This is a genomic window from Bacillus thuringiensis, assembly GCF_022095615.2.
Lineage (GTDB): Bacteria > Bacillota > Bacilli > Bacillales > Bacillaceae_G > Bacillus_A > Bacillus_A cereus_AG.
The window spans coordinates 4667569-4688324 of record NZ_CP155559.1 but is presented as its reverse complement, the minus strand read 5'-3'; the positions used below and the strand labels follow the sequence as shown (position 1 = coordinate 4688324).

Here is a 20756-nt window from a genome sequence, read left to right as displayed (position 1 = left end):
AGAGACGTATATGTTTAAAAGAATGAAAATTCAGAAAGAAGATATTTACGCAGTGAAATGGATTATGAAAACAATTTCCAAAGAATGGAAAACAGCTTTGATCGTCTTACTATGTATTGGAGTTACGAGTTTGCTTGGGCCGTTATCACCGCTTGTTTTAAAAGAGATAATCGATCATGGTTTGCAAGGAAATAGCCAATACTCTTTAACGGTACTTTTAATGGCTTTTGCGGTATTGCCACTTTTATTTGGAATCGCGAATCTCTTCTTACGGTACTTCTCAAGTTCTTTATCGGAGAAAACATCGAATATTTTGCAATTAGAAATGTATAACCGAGTGATGGATAAATCAATGAATTTCTTCATTAGTAATAAGAGCGGTCAAGTTTTGCAGCGTGTTTTACAAGAGCCAGGAGAAGTGAATTCACATTTATCGACAATTACAACCCAATTTGCTTCGAAAATATTTTTACTAGGTACAACATTATTCACGATGTTTATGCTCAGTCCTAGCTTAACATTTACAGCATTGTTATTTGTTCCCTTAATTTTATTACCCAGCCCATTTTTCTCTCGTTGGACAGTACCTATAAATGTTAAATCATGGAATTATAGAGCGGAATCTATTTCTAAAATTCAAGAAACAATGAATATGAATGGGATTTTTTTAATAAAGACGCTTGGAACACAAGAGACAGAACGAAATCATTTTAAGAAAATTATTACATCTATCTCGAAATATAACATTTTTAGCTCAACTCTTATGGAAGGAATGGGGGCATTGACTAGCTTTTTGGCTGTATTTGCACCTATAGCAGTATTTTGGGTAGCTAGTACAGAGGTTACAAAAGGAGAGATTAGTATTGGAACGATAGTGGCATTTTCTACTTACTTAGTGCAATTATCAGATCTAACACAAACATTGGCAGGTGTATGGACAAGAATACCTGTTTTTATGAAAGCATTAAAGCGGTTGTTGGAATTTAGAGATAGTGAAGATGAAATAAAATTCCCGGAAAAAGGATATGAAGGAAAAGAGATAAAAGGTGAAGTTCAATTTGATAATGTAGATTTTCGCTATGATGAACAATCTAAAGTTTTAAATAATATGTCGTTTCAAATACAAGCTGGTCAAAAAATTGCACTTGTTGGAGAAAGTGGTGGAGGCAAAACGACTATAGCTAATTTGATGAGTAGGTTATGTGAGCCTACTGCGGGTGAAATTTTGATTGATGGAGTTAATATTAAGAATTTTGATAGGGAAACTTTTACTCGCTTAATAAGCTATGTACCACAAGAACCATTCTTATTCCATATGTCTATTCGAGATAATATTGCTTATGGATGTGGAGACGTAACAGAAGAGGCAATTATGAATGCTGCTAAAAAGGCATATATCCATGATGCTATTATGGATATGGAAGATCAGTACGACACAATCGTTGGGGAGAAGGGATTCAGACTATCGACGGGACAAAAGCAAAGAATAGCGATAGCGAGGATCTTTTTAAAGGATAGTAGGATTGTCATATTAGATGAGGTTACAGCATCATTAGATGCTTTTTCAGAAAATGCAGTGAAGAAGGCAATTTTTAATATTTTAAAAGATAGAACGGCTATCATTATTGCACATCGTCTTTCAACGATTACGGAATGCGATAATATCTTTTTACTAGATCAAGGAACCATATATGAGCAAGGAAATTTTGATACATTGATGCAAATAGAAGGGAAATTTAAAGCACTTTATAACAGTCAAAATGAGAGACATACTATAAAAGTAGGATAATGAGGAGGAAAAAGAATGAATATAACATATGTGAAGAAAGATAGTGTGGTTTTTACTGAAGTAGATGGAGAGGCAGTATTATTAGATACGAAAGCAGGCACATATTTTGGACTCGATGAAATGGGATCTTTTGTTTGGAGACAAATTGAGAATAAGTTAAATGCGGATGAGATTATTGAATTAGTAAAAAATAATTATCAAATAGATAGCTCGCAGCTAGAAACTGTAAAAAATGATATTGGTAGCTTTTTAAGTAAATTAGAAGAGAAATCATTAGTCTATCAAGGTGATCAAAAATGATGAAATATATTCAGATTATTTATGAAACGTTACTAGTAAATTATTATCTTAAAAAATATGAGTTTGGTTATATAACCGAATTATACGGTTCGAAATATGGGCAATTAAATCAAGAAGGGGATATGGAGAAAGAGAAGCTAACACGACTATTAAACAAAATTGATAAAGTATGCTTTTGGTTTTTCGGAAATGCCCAGTGTTTACATCGTTCCTTAATTGGCTTTAAGTTAGTACGTAAATGGGGACTCCCTGCTGAATTAGTAATAGGAGTAAAAAAATTTCCTTTTGGCTCACACGCTTGGTTAGAACATGATGGATCAGTTGTAAATGATATACAGACTGTAAAAGAATCTTATATTGAGGTATTAAGAATAGGAGGCCAAAAATGAGCGGAATTACTGGTGTGTATTATAAAGAAAATCTCATCCCAGATCGGGCTGCTGTATTGCGTATGATAAATGAAAACTTAACGAGAGGGAATGATTACGTACAAGTATATGTAGAAGAACAAATTGGTTTTGGTTTTAATGCACTTAATTTAACAACTGAATCAATGAGAGAACGGCAACCTTTTTCTAAAGAAGGAATAACGATTATGGCTGATGTAAGGTTAGATCGTAGAGAACGATTAGTTAATGAATTTAATCAAAGTGGTATGCACTCTTCCATTCAAGAAACAGATGTTGAGCTGTTATGGAAGGCTTATAGAAAATGGGGAATCGACTTTCCAAAATATATTTATGGAGAATTTTCCTTTGCTATATGGGATGCCAATGTAAAAAGATTACTTTGTGGTCGAGATTATTTAGGATTTAGACCATTGTTTTATAAATGGAATGGTAAAAACCTAGAGTTTTCTAGCATGTTAGAAGGACTTATATATGGTACAAATCATTCATTGAAATGGGACAGAGAATATTTTATTGAATACATTACAGAACAAGGATTTGTTAGAACAGATAAGACTCCGTATGAGGGAGTTAAGAGGCTGCCAGCAGCAAGTATTTTAATCCTGCAAGAGGGGCGTCTAGAAGTAAAGAAATATTGGGATATTGAGCATGTTAAAAACATTGAATATTCAGATTCCGAAAGTTATGAAGAACGTTTTCGTGAAATCTTTTTCCAAGCCGTTAAAGATTGTATGCGATCGAGCTCACCAGTATCAGTTGCTATGAGTGGTGGACTAGATTCAACTAGTATTTTTTCAGTTGGACAGTTACTAAATGAAAAAAATAACAAAGCAGAATTTTTCCCTGTATCCCTTGTTTTTGATAAGTACGCCTCAGATGATGAAAGGAAGTACATTGAATTAATAAACCAAAAATACAATGTTCGCTCACATGAAATTGTAGCAGATGATTTATGGAGCTTTAAAAACTTCCCATATGATGCACCATCTACAGCGGAGCCATTTGTAAATGCATCTACTTTTGGAGTACAAGAAAGTTTATATGCGAAAGCGAAGGAAGCAAATGCAAATATAATGTTAACTGGAGCTGGGGGAGATGAAGTGCTTTCTGGAAGTAACTTAGTAATTTCCGATTATATTTGGAACTTCAAATGGGGGAAGGCAATTAGAGATGTAAAACAATTAGCATATTTGAGGGAAGAACCATTCTTTAAAAATCTTCTTCACTATGGAATCCATCCATTATTCAAAAAAGTACAGATGAATGCTAGCCCTTGGCTAGCGAAAGATATTCAAGATGCTATGACGGTTAAGGGGATTGCACGGGGAAGACTAGCGAGAGGGAAACAAGAAAATCAAATCACAACTAATATTACTCCTTTTATCGATCAATATATCGCAGCTCCACTAGGAATGGAGGCAAGACATCCGTTTCTTGATAGAGAATTAGTAGAGTTCTTAATTGCTATACCAATGGAGCAAAAATTACAAGGATCTATTAAAAAATTAATATTAAAAAATGCTATGAAGGAAATACTGCCAGAACCAATTCGAAAGCGAATTGATAAAACAGCTCACTACTCTGTAATTTATTCTGGTTTACAACGTGAATGGCCAGAAATGGCTAAAGCATATAGTAAAGGATATTTAGCTGATCTCGGATTGGTTGATCATGATGGATTCAAAAAAGATCTTCACCTATGGAGACAAGGAGAAACGAATAATGTTGACTATTTGTGGACGATTGCAACTTTAGAATTATGGTTTTATAGGTTAGACAATAAGCAACCTAAAAAGTTGCATGGTTAAAAATTTTCTGTATAAAGTTGAGAAAGTATTTAATTCATATATTCTTATTATTTAAAAATGTATATTGTTAGTAGAGAGAGAAAAATTTTAAGACGAAGGGGTATATGATATGAACATTATTGAGATTGAAGGACTAGAAAAATCATTTGACCTTGGTGATAGTGAAACAAAAGTTTTAAAAGGAATAGATTTTCAGATTCAAAAAGGTGACTTTGTATGTATTATGGGAGCAAGTGGATCTGGTAAAACGACATTGTTACAGTTACTCGGAGGATTAGATCTACCGACTAAGGGTAACATTCGAATAGAAAATACAGAAATATCATCATTAAAAGAAAAGGAACTTGCTTTATTCCGGAGACATAAAATTGGATTTATTTTTCAACAGTTTAATTTAATTCCAGTTTTTAATGCGGAAGAAAATGTTGGTTTACCGCTATTATTAGATAATGTATCTCAGAAAAAAGCAACAGTTACAGCAAAGCGTTTACTTGAAATTGTCGGTTTAAAGGGAAAAGAAAAATATCTTCCGTCTCAGCTATCAGGTGGTCAGCAGCAACGTATTGCAATTGCAAGAGCTTTTGCGAATGAGCCAGCTATTATATTAGCCGATGAGCCAACAGGGGCATTGGATTCTGAAAATAGCAAAAATATTATTGCTGCTTTGCGAAATGCTTGTGATGAGTTAGGGCAAACCGCTGTTGTTGTTACACATGATCCATTTGTTGCTGCTCATGCAGATAAGGTGATTTTCTTATTAGATGGTCGGATCATTTATGAGCATGCAGAAAGTAAGGGGTGGAAATTCCGTAATATCTCTCAACAAGTTGCTCGTATTCAAGAAATTATGAATACGCACTTTAAGGTAGGAGGTAGGGACGATGCATTGGGCAATTAAGTATGCAGCGAAATCAATTAAACAAAATTGGTTAAGAAATATGTTAATTGCGCTTGGAGCGGCTCTAGGTGTTATGTTGGCAACTATGCTATTGCTTGGAAATCAATCTGTAGAGCAAACAGTTCATCAACAAGTAGTAAGCCGTTATGGTGATTATGATATGCAATTTGGGTATGTGAAAAATGATGCATACTTAAATGATGGAGAACTAAAAAAAATCGATAGTTTAGAAAACGCTGAAAAAATATCAAAAATATTAATTCCGTATCCAATGCCAAACCAGAAAGAGCTTACTGGAAAACCATCGTATTGGGGAGTTGAAAAAGATTCTCCGGACATGCTTTCTTATAAATTGGCAGAAGGAAGATATCCAGAACAAGGAGCAGAAGTTGCTATTACAAAAGGATATGCTGAGCGGGAACATATAAAGGTAGGAGAGGAAATAAAGTTACCCTTTCCTCCACACGGTGAAAAATCAGTTAAAGTTGTTGGGGTATTAAATCCTCCAGCGATGGCAGCGATGGGGCATAGTGCTTATTTCCCTATTCGTTGGCTACAAGATGAATTGCAGTTAAATGGAAAGTTCAATCTTGTTCAAATAAAAGTGTTTGATCCGAGTGTAAAAGGGATAATAGCTTCTGACTTAAATAAGAAGCTAGAAGATGTGAAAATTGATCAACGTACATATGTAGACAAGGCATTTGAACGATTAAACGTCATGAAACCATTAATATTTAGCCTTGGTGGAATTGCATTATTTGTGGTAGCACTTTTAATTATGGGAAGCTTTTTCTTATCTGTTCGTAGCAGGTTTAAGCAATGGGCACTTTTACGAGCGCTTGGCAGTAATCCAAACCAAGTTATTATGGTTGTACTATTAGAAGCATTGTTTATCGGAGGTATTGGTTCTTTAGCGGGGGTAATTTTAGGTGCTTCTACGCATCAAATTACCGCATCCTTTATAAATCAATGGGTGAATGCTGAAAGTACAGGGAACGAAGTATTTGCTATCTCAGGAACGCTTTTACTTATTACCTTTATCCTAGGAATGATTATGTCAGTAGTAGGAGCAATCATTCCGGCGTTTATGGTAAGAAAGATTCCACCAGTTCAAGCATTAAGACCTGGACTTCCAAGTGATCAAAAGAAGGAAAGAAAATGGAGTATAATTAGTGTTTGTATTTTATTCATTGGTACGTTAATTGGTCTGGGTGGGTCGTTTATTGAAAAATATATAGGGTTTAATCCTAGTGCAATTGGGGCAATCTTTTTTGCAATTGGCTTATTGTTTACAATACCTTTATTTATTCGCTTACTTACTCCAATTGTTTCTAAACCGTTGCAAGCTATATTTCGTGTTGAAACGGCCATTAGTAGCCGAAATGTAGTACGTTATCGTCAAAAAGCTGCTGTTTCAGTTGCAATATTGGCATTTGGATTTATGCTGTCTCTTGTAGGGACAATGTACGTGAATTCTATGTATGAAGGCATGAAGCAAGGACTAGAGAAGAACTTGCCGGCAGATTTAGTAATCCGTGTTCCTGTTGAAGTACAGGAAACAGAATCATTACCTTTCAGCTGGTTATCTAAAGTTCAAAAAGTTAATGGTATAAAAGAAAGCGTAGGAATAGCTCCAGATTCTACATCTAAGTTAATTGATTATAACTTTAAAAAGGCAAATCAAGAGTGGTACGAGTTTATGAAAACTCGTAAACTTGATTATGAATTAATGGAAGTTGCAGGAGTAGATATTGTAGCATTCCAAAAAATCACGAAAATGAATGTTGTATCTGGAAGAGAATTAAGTACGCCATTAAAAAATGGAGAAGGCGTTATCACAAAAGAAACTGCTAAAAATTTAGGAATTAAGCTGAATGAGACAATTTCTATACAAGCAAAAGGAAAACAAGTACAGCAGATAAAAATTGTTTCGATTATTGAAAAGGATTTACGCTTAAGGGGATCATATGTATTTGTAAATGAACAATGGGCTCAGAGCGCATTTAATCTAAAAGGATATGAATCTATTCAAGTAATGACGGATTCAAAGGTTCCTTTTGAGAAAATAAAAGAAGAAGTAAAGAGCATTACAAGTGGAAGAGATAATGTAGAAGTAATTAATAGTAACGATCTTTTACAAGAACAACAACAATTGTTATCACAAATGGTTACTTTAATTCGCTTATTAGTAGGTATTATCTTTGTTATCTCAGGAATTGGTTTAATGAATGCAATTGTAGCAAGTCTACATGAAAGACGTGCTGAAATTAGTATGATTCGTGCAGTAGGTGCGATACCGAAGCAAATGAGAAGAATTGTATGGTTGGAAGGAACCCTACTTGGAGCTATAGCAGGAGTTATTGGAATTGGAGGGGGGCTAATTTTTAGCTATATTGTTTTATCAAGCCTAGAATTAACGGCCTTTATTGTTCCATATGATCAAATTATTTTCCTTGCTATTGCAAGTATTTTACTTGGAGCAGGTGCAGCAAGTATTGCAGCATTCCAACTTCGTCAATTTAAATTAAGCGATACGTTAAAAGAATTATCTGCATAAAATGAGTTAATCATATTTCGTTTAGACCGTATTTCAAATACGGTCTTTTTTATTTTTTACAAATATGTAAACCATAAGTTCGCGTGATTAAAAGTGAAGAGGAAATATTACTAAATACAGTATACCCTTAGTTAAATTTGAGCTGTAAATCTTTAATTTATTTGTATTTTTTTTATTGTATTTAACTTCTATTAATTAACCAACAAAAAGCTATAAATTAAAGTTAGAAAATGAATAACGGGGGTGAAAAAATAATGGAAAAGAAAGAAATAAAGGTACGTATAAAAGAAATTGTTCCAAAAATTCTTGGAACAGAACAATGCTCTCAAAAAAAAAAGTGCGGAATATCGTATAACATTTTAAAAACGAATGAAGATCTAAGTGTAGTGAAGTTGGAAAGTAAATTTAATATTCATATTAATGTATTGGTTCAATTACTATATGGGGTGTTCAAAAAGATAGATTTTCAAAAAACGTTAGTAGTTCCTACAATTGTGATTTTAGATTCCTTAACTGTTACGAATGTAGATGAGCCTGGAGTATATATCGTTGACTTTGAGGGAGAGCAACTGGTTCGTATTGATAACGTTAAAAATTTAGAGAGAGAAAAAAATCATAGCGCTTCATTAGCGATTGGTTACGCCGTACAGTTAAATAATCTAGTACATGTTAGTCCGGAAGATATAGATATAAGAATAGAAGAAGAGCTTCTGTATATGATTCATAGAATGAATGAATTGTTAAACATTCACGGTGAATTAACATGTGATTTTGAAGAGAATACTATACAAGAGTCTGGGTTGTACCAGTGTAATTTATCAGCAATTTTTTTATATCAATGGATTATAAATAAATAATAGGATAAGGGGAGAATGAATGATGAGTACAATATTAAGTGAAAAAGAAAAAGAGGTAGCTATTCTGGTATCTAAGGGTATGAAGGATAAAGATATTGCTAAAACATTGTATATTAGCCGAAGACGAGTTGGCGAAATTATAGCATCTATTAAAGAAAAATGGAATATTCATCATCGTGTGGAAATTGGGATTTGGGCGTATTACCACGGGTGGATTACGATAAATAAAGTTAATGAGGTACATGATGATTCTGGTATATATGCAAAAGCTATAAATCGCATCCCGTTATTCAAACATACTGGAGGATTAATAAAAAAACTTACTTGATTTGTATAAATCAAGTAAGTTTTTTTATTTTAAATTCATAATTTAGAGCAAAATAAGGCCTCCTTTATTATAAGGAGGCCTGTTGAAGTATAGGTGTTAAATTGTATGAAGTTTTGAAATTTCAGTTGGGACAGCGGGAGAATGAGGCTTTGGTTGTAGTTCTGCTAAATGAAGTGTTTTTGTATGTGTTGTTGCGTGATTTGAAAAATTGTATGAGCTAATACAAAGTAATCCAATCAATAAGAACATGATACAAGCTTTAATTTTTAACATTTTCTCTACCCCTTTGAGTTGTTTTGTTAATTAAAATATAAATCAAAAGGGTAGTTAAAAAGAATAAGTAAAAATTAGTTAAATTTAAATGCATTATTTACATAAAAAATAGCTCTTATTTTACAACGTAAGTTAATAGAGCTATTTTATATCAATGCAACAATTTAAAGCCATTTTATAATATTTAGCAGATTGTTTATATGCCCTAATGTCGTAATAATAATCTCCCAATTCGGTAGCCAGTTGTTTTGTACGAACATATTGGTTTTTATCTATACCTAACTGAATTGTATTTTGCATTTCTTTTTCGTAACTATAGTAGTCGCCACGAGTCTTAAGTATTTGTGCTTTGTACATATAAATTTCAACTTGTATTGAGGAAACATTATAAGTTTCAACAATTTGTAGAGCGGTTGACATATATTTATCTACTTGCTCCCATTCTTTTAATTCTAAATAAATTTCAATGAGACTTCGCAAAGCATATATTTTATCCATATGTTGATGTAAGCTTTCATTAATCTCAAGTGTATTATTAAAATGGTGAATAGCTTTTTCGTATTCTTTTAGTCCTTGGAATACTCTTCCATAATTATATTCAACCATTGCTAATAGATTGGGATCATTGAGAGGTTTTATGTATTCCTCAGCTCTTTTTAAATGTTTTAATGATTCTTCGTAGTTTCCGTCTAAATGATATTGAACGCATATTGTTATAAGGGTTTCTGTTATTCTTGAAGGGATATTCAATTTTTGATAAATGTTATAAGCTTTTTTTGAATATGCTAAGCTGACAGATTGACTATTAATAATACGTTGTTTTACTAAGCTCATATTGTAGTATAGGTCGGCACGTTGTAGAGTTTCTTCAGAAGTCAATAATTTATCAGCCTGTACATAATGTTCATTTGCCTTAAGGAAATCTTGTATATAGTAAAAATAATTTCCACATGCTATGTAATAATATAAAAAATCAGAAGCAAATTGCTTATTTGGACGACTTGGTATTAAATTTGTAGAGTGATTGTAAATTGTTTGAGCTTTTTTAATTGATTCAGAGCGGACATAATAATGAACTAAGACACCGAAAATTTTTAAAAGTATAGAAGTTGGATGCATTTCGCGTGCATGTAGTTCTAAAATAGAAACTTCATTTTCGGCTAATTCTTTTGTCTCTTTGTAACGATCCGCAATATCAGATATGGTCTCTTCTGCACTATGCATATTTACCTTGATAAGGTGATTTACATCTATATCAAGTTTTTTTGCGACTTTTTGCAGGAAAGATTGAGAGGGCTTTATTTGACCATTTTCAATTCTGCTTAAATATGTAATAGAACATATGCCCTTCACTAGTTCTCCTTGTGTCATTTCACGATGTATTCGAATTTGTCGTATTCTTTCACCTAGTTTCAAAAAGCCACCTCTGTTTCATGCTTTATACTATTTTAATTTCATAAATATAGATTTATCCTAAAAAATGGATATAGTTAATATAATAATCAAGAAATACAAATATATAAAGTGTTTATTAGCAAAAAAAAAGTTTTTCAACCTTTAATTACATGTAAAGTGATGTATTTTTTTGTATTCACACTCCGCTCATACAAAGAACAAAGAAAACGAATAAAATGATAACAATACCAATGCCGAAGTTAAATACGAGAGTACTATCCATACTATGTAACCTCCTTATTTTGAGTCTACTTCAAAACTTTGAGAAAAGGATTCATGCATGTAAGAGTTACCTTATTTTATGTGTTTATATTTTGAAATGAGTAAGTCCTTGTGAGATAAAAAAAAGACACTCTTTTGAGTGTCTTTCATGATGACAAAATGTGCCAATTGCTTGAGTTTGATAAGGCGCTAATATCCGTTTTAACGCCTTTTCTTTGATCAAGAAGTGTAGCAACAGCGATTCAAATAAATTGTACCATTTGTTTCATAGGTGTGCGTATGCAATTGTGCATATTTTGATTATGAGGTGGGTAATGAACTATGAATAATTTGAAGTGATTTATTTACGATTTCTTCTGCGGCATATATGCCAACTGCGTCTGTTTTTAAAATATGGGATTGTAAGTGATCATGCATTGCTCCTAATTCACCATGAAGTGGTGCGAAGGCATGATTCGCCTTTTCAAGCATGCATAGATCGAGTAAAGAATCCCCAGCTGTAATAATCGTATCTATTTGCAAAATTTCTTTTATATATTGCAAGGCATCCCATTTGTTAATAGGCTTCGGTACAAAATATAATTTTCTACCTTGAAGTGAATGGGCCCAGCCTTGTTTGTCTAACCAAGAAATAAAGGATGTTAATTCGTCATAAGGAATGTTCTCTCGTTTAATGATGCAATAGTGGAATAGATCATCAGCTGTTTTTTGTGATATAACCCAATCTTTATGAGCGATTTGTTCAAATTCCTTTAGTATATCGTTTCTCTCTAAACATTCTACTGAAAGTCTTTTTTTTATTTCTTTGTTCCAAGTAACATCTTGCTTGCCGTCATGAAGGATATTACCGCCGTTACTTGTAATGGCATATTCGGGAATGATTTCATTTTGGAATAAAGTAATACGCTGAAACTGTTCAATCGTTCTTGTTGTAACTGGGATAAAATATGAGTGCAGTTGCAATTTTTTTAGTAGTGAAATGGTTTTATGTGATATGAAAGAAATTTCTTTCCCATCTAAAGTTTCAATGAGTTGAATTGATTCATCTTCTATAGGGGCACGAAACGATTTCCGGGAATAAATAAGCGTCTGATCAAGATCACTAGCGAAAATCATATCGTTTCCCTCCTAAGAGGCTTAATGAGCCCACAACATGAATAAGCCATATTCTCATATATTTCAATAGGGACATTCTTTTCTTTAGCAAGAAGTAAAATATGCTTTAAATCGGGATTGTTTTGCTTACGTATTAAAATTTTCCATGGTATTCTTCGGAGTAATACGCGAGTTGTTTCACCGACTCCTGGTTTAATTAAGTTAATATCGTCAATTTTAAAATGATTTTGGATAGACTGTATATCTTTTAATCCTTGCCAAGAGGGATCCGTGTAAGTTGAAGCAATATAACGTAATTGATTATCTACATGAGAATGAACAGAAGGGAATAAATCTGTTACCTCATCAATGAAGAAATTTGATAAATCTTCTTGTTCTAGCTCTTTATAATATTTAACACCATGAAAATCATTTGGACCGATATAGGTGTCATTTAGTACAGTGCGGCTAATTAGTCCAGAGACAGTTGCATTTAAGCAAGCGCTAGGAATAAGAAAATCTTCACGCGTACCGTAGATTGAAGTACAGTAACCGGGATCAGCAAGCACAGCCATACAATGAGAAATGTGTGTATTATTTCGTTCGTTAAATGTGTGTACTGCATATTCTAATTCTTTTTTTATTGCACCTTTCCCAGTCCATCCATCAATGAATTGAATTGTCTCTTTAGAGTGATGTTCCAAAATATAATGGAGTGCATTTTCATCAATACCGCGTCCGCGAACAATAGAAATACAATAGTGAGGTACATCAAGGTTGTATTGATAACGTATGTAGCGTTTTATAAGAATGCCAATAGGTGTACCAGCACGAGCTAATGAAACGAGGACAAGGTTAGTTCCTTTAGTCTGTATAATTTGTTCGGCGACAACTCCAACAGCAATAGCTAGTTTGTGTTTGTATTGTTGCAGGGAAGAAAAGAATAAATCCATATACGCTTTAGATGGTTTATATTCCATTGGTAACATTTCGGAATAATGTGTGCCAGCTTGAATTGCTTGTTCTCTAGTTTCTGTGGAACTTTCTTTCATTAAATCACTAATATCTTTTAATAGAAAAATAGCATCATTTGGATCATAACTACTAATATGAGAATTTACTTTTACCATAATTATCAACCTTCCTTTTCTATGCTATTTGAAAATGAGACGATATGAATAAAGGGAATAACTGTTTGTAACTGCTGTAGAAGAGGAGATAGGGCTTCTTCTCCTAAATCACGTTCCATAAAAACAAATACTTCATCGTAATCATGAGGTGAAATATTATAAAAGTAATTTGTAATAGTAGAATCTTCGGGACTTGGATATGAGAAATGATTATGAATGGCGTAGTTCACATCATTTGAAACAGGGTGGATAGGGCTTCGTGTTGTAGATTGATATAAAATATTTTCACCCATTTCAGCAGCAATTTTCATTGGAATATACATAAATTCACCCGTTCCGAGACAGAGTGTTCGTTTTCCAATTCTTTCTCTATTTAAAGTTCTTCCTGCTTCTTGAGCGAAAGAATGAATGTGCTTTTGTTCATATGCTGAAATGCCGAATCGCCCAGTATATTTTATATAATTTGATGTATAGGATAATGTTGGGCAGGTAAGGGTATGTTTTTTGAAATTAAGTTTAGTTTCTTCAATTTGAATATCTGTTTTTGAAATATTCAATGGTTGGCCAGTTGTATAAATACTGCCTTCTAATAAAGAAATAACATGAATCTTAATTTGAAGCTCTTCTTCTAATTGTTTAAATTGTCTTCTATTCGTATTAGAACGCCAGTCTAATAAAGAAGCAATAATATATTCTTCTCGTGGGAATTTATTTTGAATCGATCTAATAATATTTAATGCTGTTTTTCCTGTTGTCATCTCATCATCTACGAGAACAATTGGATTGCTGTTTTGAAAAAAGCTTTCATCCACATAACAACGGTGCGATGTTGCATGGGAGTGTTCTTCCTCAAATGTAATGACAGATTCGAGGTTGGGTATCGATTCCCTAGTTGTATGTACATACTTTGCATTTTGAAAGCATTGAAACATAGAATGACCAAGTGCTGTTGCTGTTTCAGCAAATCCGATAAATAACACTTCTTCTTGCAAGGGATATTGATAATGAAATACTTCTTCTGGAATTTCATCAACTTCTAATGAAATAAGATTTAAAATTTCTTTTTGAAACGGATGAAAAGCATTATGTAGTACTTCCATATATCTTGCAGCGAGAGCGAGCCCACTTGTTAGAGAGATTGCAGGTTTAATAGGAAGATGCTTTCCAAGAATTGTACTCACAAACAAAAAACTCCGCTTCTTATTTATCCTCGCTGCCATTTGAAAAAGATTGTCTAATTCTAAGTTATATGGATTATCACGTACTTCTACATGAACCTTTATATTATTTAAAACGTTATACGTGTTGTTTTGCGTTTGTAATAAGGAGATCGGTGAATTGTTTGTTTTCATGTAGCACCCCGTAAATATTAGATTTTAAAATGGTTTTGCGAGCCCAGTTATAATGAGGCTTTACTTCATTCATTTTGTTAGCAAAACTGCTTTTTAGCACTCCGTTATACGTATCTGCATTTTGTAAAATTGACCTTGCGTCTAAATAATCTTCCATTGTAACAATGTGCATTGCTTGTACAACTCTAATATGAGATGGGTGAATAACTGTTTTTCCAATTAATCCATTTGCATGGTCAAGCGATACCTCTTGAATGAGCCCTTCTTCGTAATCATTAGAAAAATATTCCCATACACATCCTGAAATAACATATTCATTTTTTGCTCTGGAGAAAATATTAATAATGTCGGAAATACAATCACGAACAACAGTAATATGATAGATAGGGGTGTATTTATTGCGCCGAATACCAAATATACTTGAAAAATCAGTAGCGCCAATACGTACATTTAAGATGTAATCACGATAGGAATCTAGTAGATCTTTTATTTGTAATAATGATTCTACACGTGTTTCTTTATACATAATTTCTGGTGATTCTAAAATCGGCATTCCATAAAGGGATAATGAATGTAGCTCGTTTATATATGCAAGCTGATTGATATAAATCTTTCCATTAACGGGTGTGAATTTTGGAAAGACAAAACCACATAAGCAATGAACAGCACTACCTAATTCAGTAACAATTGTTTTCATTTGACTGGGCTGTCGAACTCTAATAAAAAGAAGTGGGAGGTCTGCTTGATTTAGTATGTTGGCACTGACTAAGTTGGCGATTTGCTGTATTTGAACGACAATGTTTTGCTCTGCAAGTTTTACTTCCTTATCGCTGATAGAGTCTTCTAGACAAAGAATAATCGAGGTAGCTTCCACATGTTTTTTTCTAATTATATCTTCCGCGATAGTTTCTTTCGTGCCAGGAGTATATAGTGTAGCCCCTAATGCGTACGCTAATTGCTCTTTCTCTATACTTTTCGAAAAACTAAGAGGTTCTTTGTAGAAAAAATTTTGACGTTCTTCTAAGGAGAGATAAGAAAAGTAATTCAAATTGTCACCACCTTATTTCAAATAATTCTGTTTAATCGTAACATAATAAGGAAAATCTTCCATAAAAATAAAGCGAGAAATTTAAAAAACATATTGAGAAAGATGAATTATAAGATGAATATCGAATATTGTTAGTAGAAATATAATAGGGGGAAGAGAAAGTGGATATACATAAGTTAACAGTAGAAGAAGCAAATGAGATAAATACGTGGACGTATGAGGAACCTTATGATTTGTATAGTTTTTCAGGGGAGGAAGAAGCAATAGAAGAACTATTAGATGGGACGTATTATGGCTGTTGTGACGATAAGGGAGAGTTTATTGGTTATTTTTGTTTTGGGGAAAATGCACAAGTGCCAGGAGGAAGAGATGCTCATTTATATGGTGGAGAAGATGTAATTGATATCGGACTTGGCATGAAGCCAGCGTTAACAGGGAATGGGCTGGGGAAAATGTTTTTTCAAGCTGGGATAACCTTTGCAGCGAAAGAATATAAGCCGAAGACGTTTCGACTTAGTGTAGCGACATTTAATACACGAGCGATTACGCTATATAAAAACATAGGTTTTCAGCAAGGGCCTACTTTTTTGAGCCGCGGAAGAGAATTTATGATTATGGAATATGAAAGACCGTCAGTATGAAACTGACGGTCTTTCATGTTTTATTATTCCGAATGCTCAGCTCTGTGCGCTAAACGGCTTGAAGCAGCGGCAGCGATTCCGCCAACGATATCATCAAGGAATGTGTGTACCTTTCCAGATGATTTATCATTTAAGAATTCTAAAATACCAGGTTTTAATTTATCGATATATCCAAAGTTCGTGAAACCGATAGAGCCGTACACATTAACGATAGAAAGTGCGATCACTTCATCAATTCCGTATAAGCCTTCATCGCGTTTTACGATATCTTGTAACGGCTCACTTAACATTCCTTTTTCAGCAAGGACATCGAGTTCGATACCAGTAATCAGTGCGTTTTGTACTTCACGTTTTGATAATACACGCTCAACGTTATAACGGCATTCTGACATCTCTAAATTTGGATGATATTTTTTTTGAAGAAAATGAACAAGTTCAGCAATATCGTCAATTGTTACACCGCGCTCTTGTAATAGTTGTAATGCTCTTTCTTGTAGTTGATTTGATTCTTTCATGTTTATCACCTTTTTTTCTTTTTAGTATTTGTATACGTTTCGTTGCTTTATCATGTGCATAGGAATGAAAGGCGAGCACAAGCTCATATATATAAAGAAAAACCATAGGTGGCGACTGCGATGATTCATCATATTTATGAGCATTATCATATGCATGTTAAAGAATTAATCCCCCTTGGCCCCTATAAAAGCTTTTGGATTCGCAACAAAATTTATGTACTTGTTCCAATTGGAGAAATGGAGGAAGAAGTACTTGTAGAGATGAAAAAGCTCAGTGATTATATGAACCAGCAAGGGGATATAACTGTAGCGACTTTCGTTCCGACTATACACGGCTACTATGTAAGTGAGATAGAAGAACAAAATTACTGCTTATTAAAAGGTATGCGTGCGTTAGAACGACATGCTACATCATTAGGAAGTGAGCTTTCTATATTCCATAAACGAGGTGCATTCTTTCCAGAAGAAATTGAGCAATTAAGCCGTATTGGTGAATGGAAAGCGTTATGGGAAAAAAGGCTCGATCAATTAGAGAAATTTTGGCAATCACAAGTGATGAACCACCCTACAGACGTATTCGATCAATTGTTTATTGAATCCTTCCCGTATTACTTAGGAGTTGCAGAAAATGCAATCCAATATGTTGTAGATACAGAGATGGATGCTACGCCGCAAGTAACTGATGCAGCAACAATTTGTCAAGAACGATTCACACCTTTATTATGGCATCAAACGAAGCGGCTCAAACTTCCTTTTGATTGGGTGTATGATCACCCGAGTCGAGATATTGCAGAATGGATCCGCCATATGACGATAGAAAAAAAGAAAGACTGGGAGCAAACAATTGTTCAATTTGTTACAGATTATGAACGTAATTATTCGCTATCCTCATTTGGTTGGCGCTTATTATTTGCAAGGCTCTTGTTCCCGCTTCACTATTTTGAAACGGTCGAACGATATTACCAAACTGGAAACGAAGAACAAAAAAGCATATATAGAGATCGCTTAGAAGCCATTTTACACGATGTGAACCGCTCAGAGCAATTTATGAAGCATTTTTATGGCTCACTTCGTTTACCAGTAGATAAGCTTGGGATTAGAAAATTAGATTGGCTATCTTAAAAGTATAAAAAAGAGACCGCTGGGGTCTCTTTTTTATACCACAATTTTATGTAATACATTATGCCCCTACCTGCTGATCTGTACATATATTTAAAACGAATTGATGTCTTTCGAGTTTTTCATTTACTTTACCCAATAATTCTTGCTGGATTTCTTTAAATAAAAATTGATAACTCGTATTCCATGTTGGTATAACGGATGAAAGGTCTAATAAATACTCTTTTTTCTTTTCTAGTTCCTGAATTGTTAAAAAAGTGTTCCCCATTTTTGGCATTTGTCGTCCCCCTATGTCTTTTTACTTTTATATGTGTGAACGATTCTATAGTATTAATTATCTCATTTTTGGGGAAGGATTTCCAATTTTGTTTTATGATGTTAAAGGAGAAGTGTTGTTTGAATAAAAAAAGAGACCCATTTGGGTCCCTTTTTAGGAAGCGATTCTGAACGAGCCGCTTCCGCTTTTAAGAATATCCAGCTCCAGCGGCTAAAATGTTCGGTGGCTTCGCTTCTTCCGCCGAGGCAAAAAGCGCCTCTATGTCAGAAGCTCCATCCCCCTCACATTCAGAACGAGCCGCTTCTGCTTTTAGATTAAAATACTTGTTCTACTTCAATAACGCCTGGTACTTCTTCAAGTAATGCGCGTTCGATACCAGCTTTTAGTGTGATTGTAGAACTTGGGCAGCTTCCGCAAGCACCCATAAGGCGCAATTTTACGATACCTTCTTCAATGTCTACTAACTCAACGTCTCCGCCATCGCGAAGTAAGAATGGACGTAATTTATCTAATACTTCTAATACTTGTTCTTGCATATGTGGGTTTTCCATTTTTATCGACTCCTTTCATCAGTTTTATTATAATCAAGATAGAGGGGAAAATCTATTTTTTCTCTTCTTATTTTAATGTCGAAATATTGTATCGTGTTTTTTCAGTATAGGGGTATGGAATAAGTTTGTAAAATGATGTGCTTATGTACTAAGACATCTGAATATGCTGTTGGAACAAGAAGTGGGGGAGAAGAAATGGTTAATGTTCAAGTGTATGGGACGAAAGTAATTTGTGCGAGCTGCGTTGGAATGCCATCTTCAACAGAAACGTTTGAATGGTTACAAGCGGCGATTGGGCGTAAATATGAAGGACAAGAAAATAAATTTAATTTCGAGTATATTGATTTTCAAGAAGAACAAGAAGATGAAGATAAAAAAGCATTCGCAGAGCGCGTAGTGGAGGAAGATTTATTTTATCCGGTCGTTCTTGTAAATGGAGAAATTGTTGGAGAAGGAAATCCTCGTTTGAAGGATGTTTACGAAGAAATCGAGAAATATTTATAAAGCAGGAAGCCTTTGCGAATTTGCAAAGGCTCTTTTTTATTGGAGGGATAGATGTGAAAAATGGAGTGAAGCATGCGTTACCAAAGGAAGTACAACAGTTAATGGAGCGGTACACAGTAGAATTAAAAGAAATTTTTTTAGATGAAAAAATAGTCGGGGTATACATTTACGGATCCATTGCACTCGGTGCATTTCATGCAGAAACGAGTGATGTTGATTTTGTTACGGTAATAAGTGATTTTGTGAATGAAGCTGAAAAACAGCAACTTGTAGAGCTTCATAAGAAACTTAGTGGTAGTACGTTAGGTAAAAGAATGGATGGTATGTATATTCCGCTTGTTGATTTAGGGAAATACAACGATGAAATGAATGAATACGTGTATTGTGCAGATGGTAAGGCGAATATGGGTCATTGGGATATTAATGCGGTCACATGGTGGACATTGAAAAATCAAGGTATTACAGTTACCGGGAAAGAAGCGGAAGATCTTTCGTATCAAATAAGATGGGACGATGTAGTTAATACGATGAAATACAACGTAGAACAGTACTGGAGTGAAAAAGCGAAGCAGCCATATTTATTTTTCATAGAAGAATGGGTAGAATCAGCAGTCGTTACGATGGGGCGTATTTTATATACACTGGATCATAAAACAATCGTCTCAAAAGATAGAGGATTGCAATACTTGTTAGAACGTTCAGCGGAAGAATGGGGGCTTTTATTAAAAGAAGTAGCGAGAATACGGCAGAATCCAAAAGAAAAGCGAATGCTCTCAAGGTGGAGAAGGGCAGATATGACGAAGAGGTATTTACTTCATTTAATTGAGACGTGTAGAGAGAAATGGTAGGGGGAAAACAGACGATGCAGTAGATTGTATCGTCTGTTTTCGTGTTAATAAATGGTATATAATGGTTAAAAAGGTTTAATTATACTGGAGGGGATATGATGGACACGGAGTTAGTTACATATAAAGAAAAAAATGTACAAATGAGTATGCTCGAAGTAATCAGTATGATAGTAATTATTTTTGGGGTCATGTATGGAGTGGGCTTTTTGAACCTTTTATATGACTCTTCCTTATATCCATGGTATGTAGATCATCTTATTCCGCCTGTAACATTTCTTACTATTATCTTAATATATGCACCAGCAAGAAATTACTGTTTACAGTTAGTAAAATCAATACAGTTCAATAATTCCAAACATTATGTAACGATAATAATAACGATGATCGTACTGCTTATATATCTTGCGGTATTAAATCTAGCTTTACCACATGGGCTTGGTGTGAATGAATCTAATCTAGTAATTGAGCCTACTAAAAGTGAAATCATTTTATATGTAGTTGTACTCACGATTTTCGCGCCGATTTGGGAAGAACTTTTATTTCGGGGGATGTTTTTCACAAAAGTATCTCAGCGCTTTTCTACGTTCAGTAGCATTGTTATAAGTGCTTTTATATTTACTTTAGCCCATCCCCTTACAGTAGGTAGTATTTTGTATATTTTTGGTATAGGTATATGTTTAGCCTATACATATAAGAAAACAAATAATTTACTCGTTCCAATTGGGATTCATGTATTAAACAATGCGTTTTATTTACTATTGAATTTTCAACTATAAAAA

22 protein-coding genes are annotated in these 20756 nt (G+C 33.9%); 13 read left to right on the top strand and 9 right to left on the bottom strand.

All coding sequences use genetic code 11. The features are described from left to right. The first annotated feature begins 10 nt into the window (after positions 1-10). The 8 genes from KZZ19_RS24365 to KZZ19_RS24330 all read left to right on the top strand — a co-directional run bounded on the left by KZZ19_RS24365 (position 11) and on the right by KZZ19_RS24330 (position 8947). Positions 11-1789, top strand: coding sequence for an ABC transporter ATP-binding protein (locus KZZ19_RS24365; protein WP_237982075.1), 1779 nt, complete (start codon positions 11-13; stop codon positions 1787-1789). A gap of 15 nt (positions 1790-1804) precedes the next feature. Next, complete coding sequence (locus KZZ19_RS24360; RefSeq protein ID WP_098271625.1) at positions 1805-2089, top strand: PqqD family protein; 285 nt, start codon at positions 1805-1807, stop codon at positions 2087-2089. Then, positions 2086-2478 carry a lasso peptide biosynthesis B2 protein gene (locus tag KZZ19_RS24355; protein ID WP_052662131.1) on the top strand — a complete coding sequence of 131 codons (393 nt, stop codon included), beginning with the start codon at positions 2086-2088 and terminating at the stop codon, positions 2476-2478. Before KZZ19_RS24360 ends, KZZ19_RS24355 begins: the two co-directional genes overlap by 4 nt. Further along, positions 2475-4307, top strand: coding sequence for an asparagine synthetase B family protein (locus KZZ19_RS24350; RefSeq protein ID WP_237982076.1), 1833 nt, complete (start codon positions 2475-2477; stop codon positions 4305-4307). Before KZZ19_RS24355 ends, KZZ19_RS24350 begins: the two co-directional genes overlap by 4 nt. 109 nt (positions 4308-4416) lie before the next feature. Further along, a complete protein-coding gene (locus KZZ19_RS24345; protein ID WP_044740515.1) occupies positions 4417-5205 on the top strand; it encodes an ABC transporter ATP-binding protein in 789 nt (262 codons plus the stop codon). Continuing rightward, positions 5189-7762 (top strand): FtsX-like permease family protein, encoded by a 2574-nt coding sequence (locus KZZ19_RS24340; protein WP_237982077.1) that lies wholly within the window; start codon positions 5189-5191, stop codon positions 7760-7762. The genes KZZ19_RS24345 and KZZ19_RS24340 overlap by 17 nt, the downstream gene beginning before the upstream one ends. A 254-nt stretch (positions 7763-8016) precedes the next feature. Further along, complete coding sequence (locus KZZ19_RS24335) at positions 8017-8619, top strand: hypothetical protein (protein WP_237982078.1); 603 nt, start codon at positions 8017-8019, stop codon at positions 8617-8619. Between the two features lie 22 nt (positions 8620-8641). Further along, positions 8642-8947 (top strand): response regulator transcription factor, encoded by a 306-nt coding sequence (locus KZZ19_RS24330; RefSeq protein WP_044740554.1) that lies wholly within the window; start codon positions 8642-8644, stop codon positions 8945-8947. Between the two features lie 96 nt (positions 8948-9043). Here KZZ19_RS24330 and KZZ19_RS24325 read toward each other — a convergent pair whose 3' ends face one another. The 6 genes from KZZ19_RS24325 to KZZ19_RS24300 all read right to left on the bottom strand — a co-directional run bounded on the left by KZZ19_RS24325 (position 9044) and on the right by KZZ19_RS24300 (position 15522). Beyond that, on the bottom strand, positions 9044-9220 hold the full coding sequence (locus KZZ19_RS24325) for a hypothetical protein (protein ID WP_237982079.1): 177 nt from the start codon (positions 9218-9220) through the stop codon (positions 9044-9046). Between the two features lie 141 nt (positions 9221-9361). Then, positions 9362-10636, bottom strand: coding sequence for a helix-turn-helix domain-containing protein (locus KZZ19_RS24320; protein ID WP_237982080.1), 1275 nt, complete (start codon positions 10634-10636; stop codon positions 9362-9364). A 561-nt stretch (positions 10637-11197) separates the two neighbouring features. Beyond that, on the bottom strand, positions 11198-12013 hold the full coding sequence (locus KZZ19_RS24315) for an HAD family hydrolase (RefSeq protein ID WP_237982081.1): 816 nt from the start codon (positions 12011-12013) through the stop codon (positions 11198-11200). Next, positions 12010-13122 (bottom strand): cysteine protease StiP family protein, encoded by a 1113-nt coding sequence (locus KZZ19_RS24310; RefSeq protein WP_237982082.1) that lies wholly within the window; start codon positions 13120-13122, stop codon positions 12010-12012. Before KZZ19_RS24310 ends, KZZ19_RS24315 begins: the two co-directional genes overlap by 4 nt. A 5-nt stretch (positions 13123-13127) precedes the next feature. Continuing rightward, complete coding sequence (locus KZZ19_RS24305) at positions 13128-14474, bottom strand: phosphoribosyltransferase family protein (protein WP_237982083.1); 1347 nt, start codon at positions 14472-14474, stop codon at positions 13128-13130. After that, positions 14419-15522, bottom strand: a complete 1104-nt coding sequence (locus KZZ19_RS24300; RefSeq protein ID WP_237982084.1) for an HpcH/HpaI aldolase/citrate lyase family protein — start codon at positions 15520-15522, stop codon at positions 14419-14421. Before KZZ19_RS24300 ends, KZZ19_RS24305 begins: the two co-directional genes overlap by 56 nt. A gap of 161 nt (positions 15523-15683) precedes the next feature. Here KZZ19_RS24300 and KZZ19_RS24295 point away from each other — a divergent pair, with 161 nt between their 5' ends. Continuing rightward, positions 15684-16163 carry a GNAT family N-acetyltransferase gene (locus tag KZZ19_RS24295; RefSeq protein WP_237982085.1) on the top strand — a complete coding sequence of 160 codons (480 nt, stop codon included), beginning with the start codon at positions 15684-15686 and terminating at the stop codon, positions 16161-16163. Positions 16164-16186: 23 nt separating this feature from the next. Here KZZ19_RS24295 and KZZ19_RS24290 read toward each other — a convergent pair whose 3' ends face one another. Beyond that, positions 16187-16678: a phosphatidylglycerophosphatase A family protein gene (locus tag KZZ19_RS24290; RefSeq protein WP_000665100.1), complete on the bottom strand. Its 492-nt coding sequence runs from the start codon at positions 16676-16678 to the stop codon at positions 16187-16189. Between the two features lie 120 nt (positions 16679-16798). Here KZZ19_RS24290 and yutH point away from each other — a divergent pair, with 120 nt between their 5' ends. Then, a complete protein-coding gene (gene yutH / locus KZZ19_RS24285; RefSeq protein WP_088098257.1) occupies positions 16799-17800 on the top strand; it encodes a spore coat putative kinase YutH in 1002 nt (333 codons plus the stop codon). Positions 17801-17858: 58 nt separating this feature from the next. On the opposite strand, the gene KZZ19_RS24280 is transcribed toward yutH, so the two are convergent. Both KZZ19_RS24280 and KZZ19_RS24275 read right to left on the bottom strand, forming a co-directional pair. Continuing rightward, the gene (locus tag KZZ19_RS24280) at positions 17859-18074 is read right to left on the bottom strand and encodes a carbonic anhydrase (RefSeq protein ID WP_088098256.1); all 216 of its coding nucleotides are present in this window, start codon (positions 18072-18074) and stop codon (positions 17859-17861) included. A 314-nt stretch (positions 18075-18388) separates the two neighbouring features. Then, the gene (locus tag KZZ19_RS24275; RefSeq protein WP_000431159.1) at positions 18389-18625 is read right to left on the bottom strand and encodes a NifU family protein; all 237 of its coding nucleotides are present in this window, start codon (positions 18623-18625) and stop codon (positions 18389-18391) included. Positions 18626-18820: 195 nt separating this feature from the next. Between KZZ19_RS24275 and KZZ19_RS24270 the strand changes: the two genes are divergently transcribed. The 3 genes from KZZ19_RS24270 to KZZ19_RS24260 all read left to right on the top strand — a co-directional run bounded on the left by KZZ19_RS24270 (position 18821) and on the right by KZZ19_RS24260 (position 20753). Further along, a complete protein-coding gene (locus tag KZZ19_RS24270) occupies positions 18821-19129 on the top strand; it encodes a YuzD family protein (RefSeq protein ID WP_000248590.1) in 309 nt (102 codons plus the stop codon). A gap of 53 nt (positions 19130-19182) precedes the next feature. After that, on the top strand, positions 19183-19977 hold the full coding sequence (locus KZZ19_RS24265) for a nucleotidyltransferase domain-containing protein (protein WP_237982086.1): 795 nt from the start codon (positions 19183-19185) through the stop codon (positions 19975-19977). A 98-nt stretch (positions 19978-20075) separates the two neighbouring features. After that, positions 20076-20753, top strand: a complete 678-nt coding sequence (locus KZZ19_RS24260; RefSeq protein WP_237982087.1) for a CPBP family intramembrane glutamic endopeptidase — start codon at positions 20076-20078, stop codon at positions 20751-20753. Positions 20754-20756: the final 3 nt, after the last annotated feature.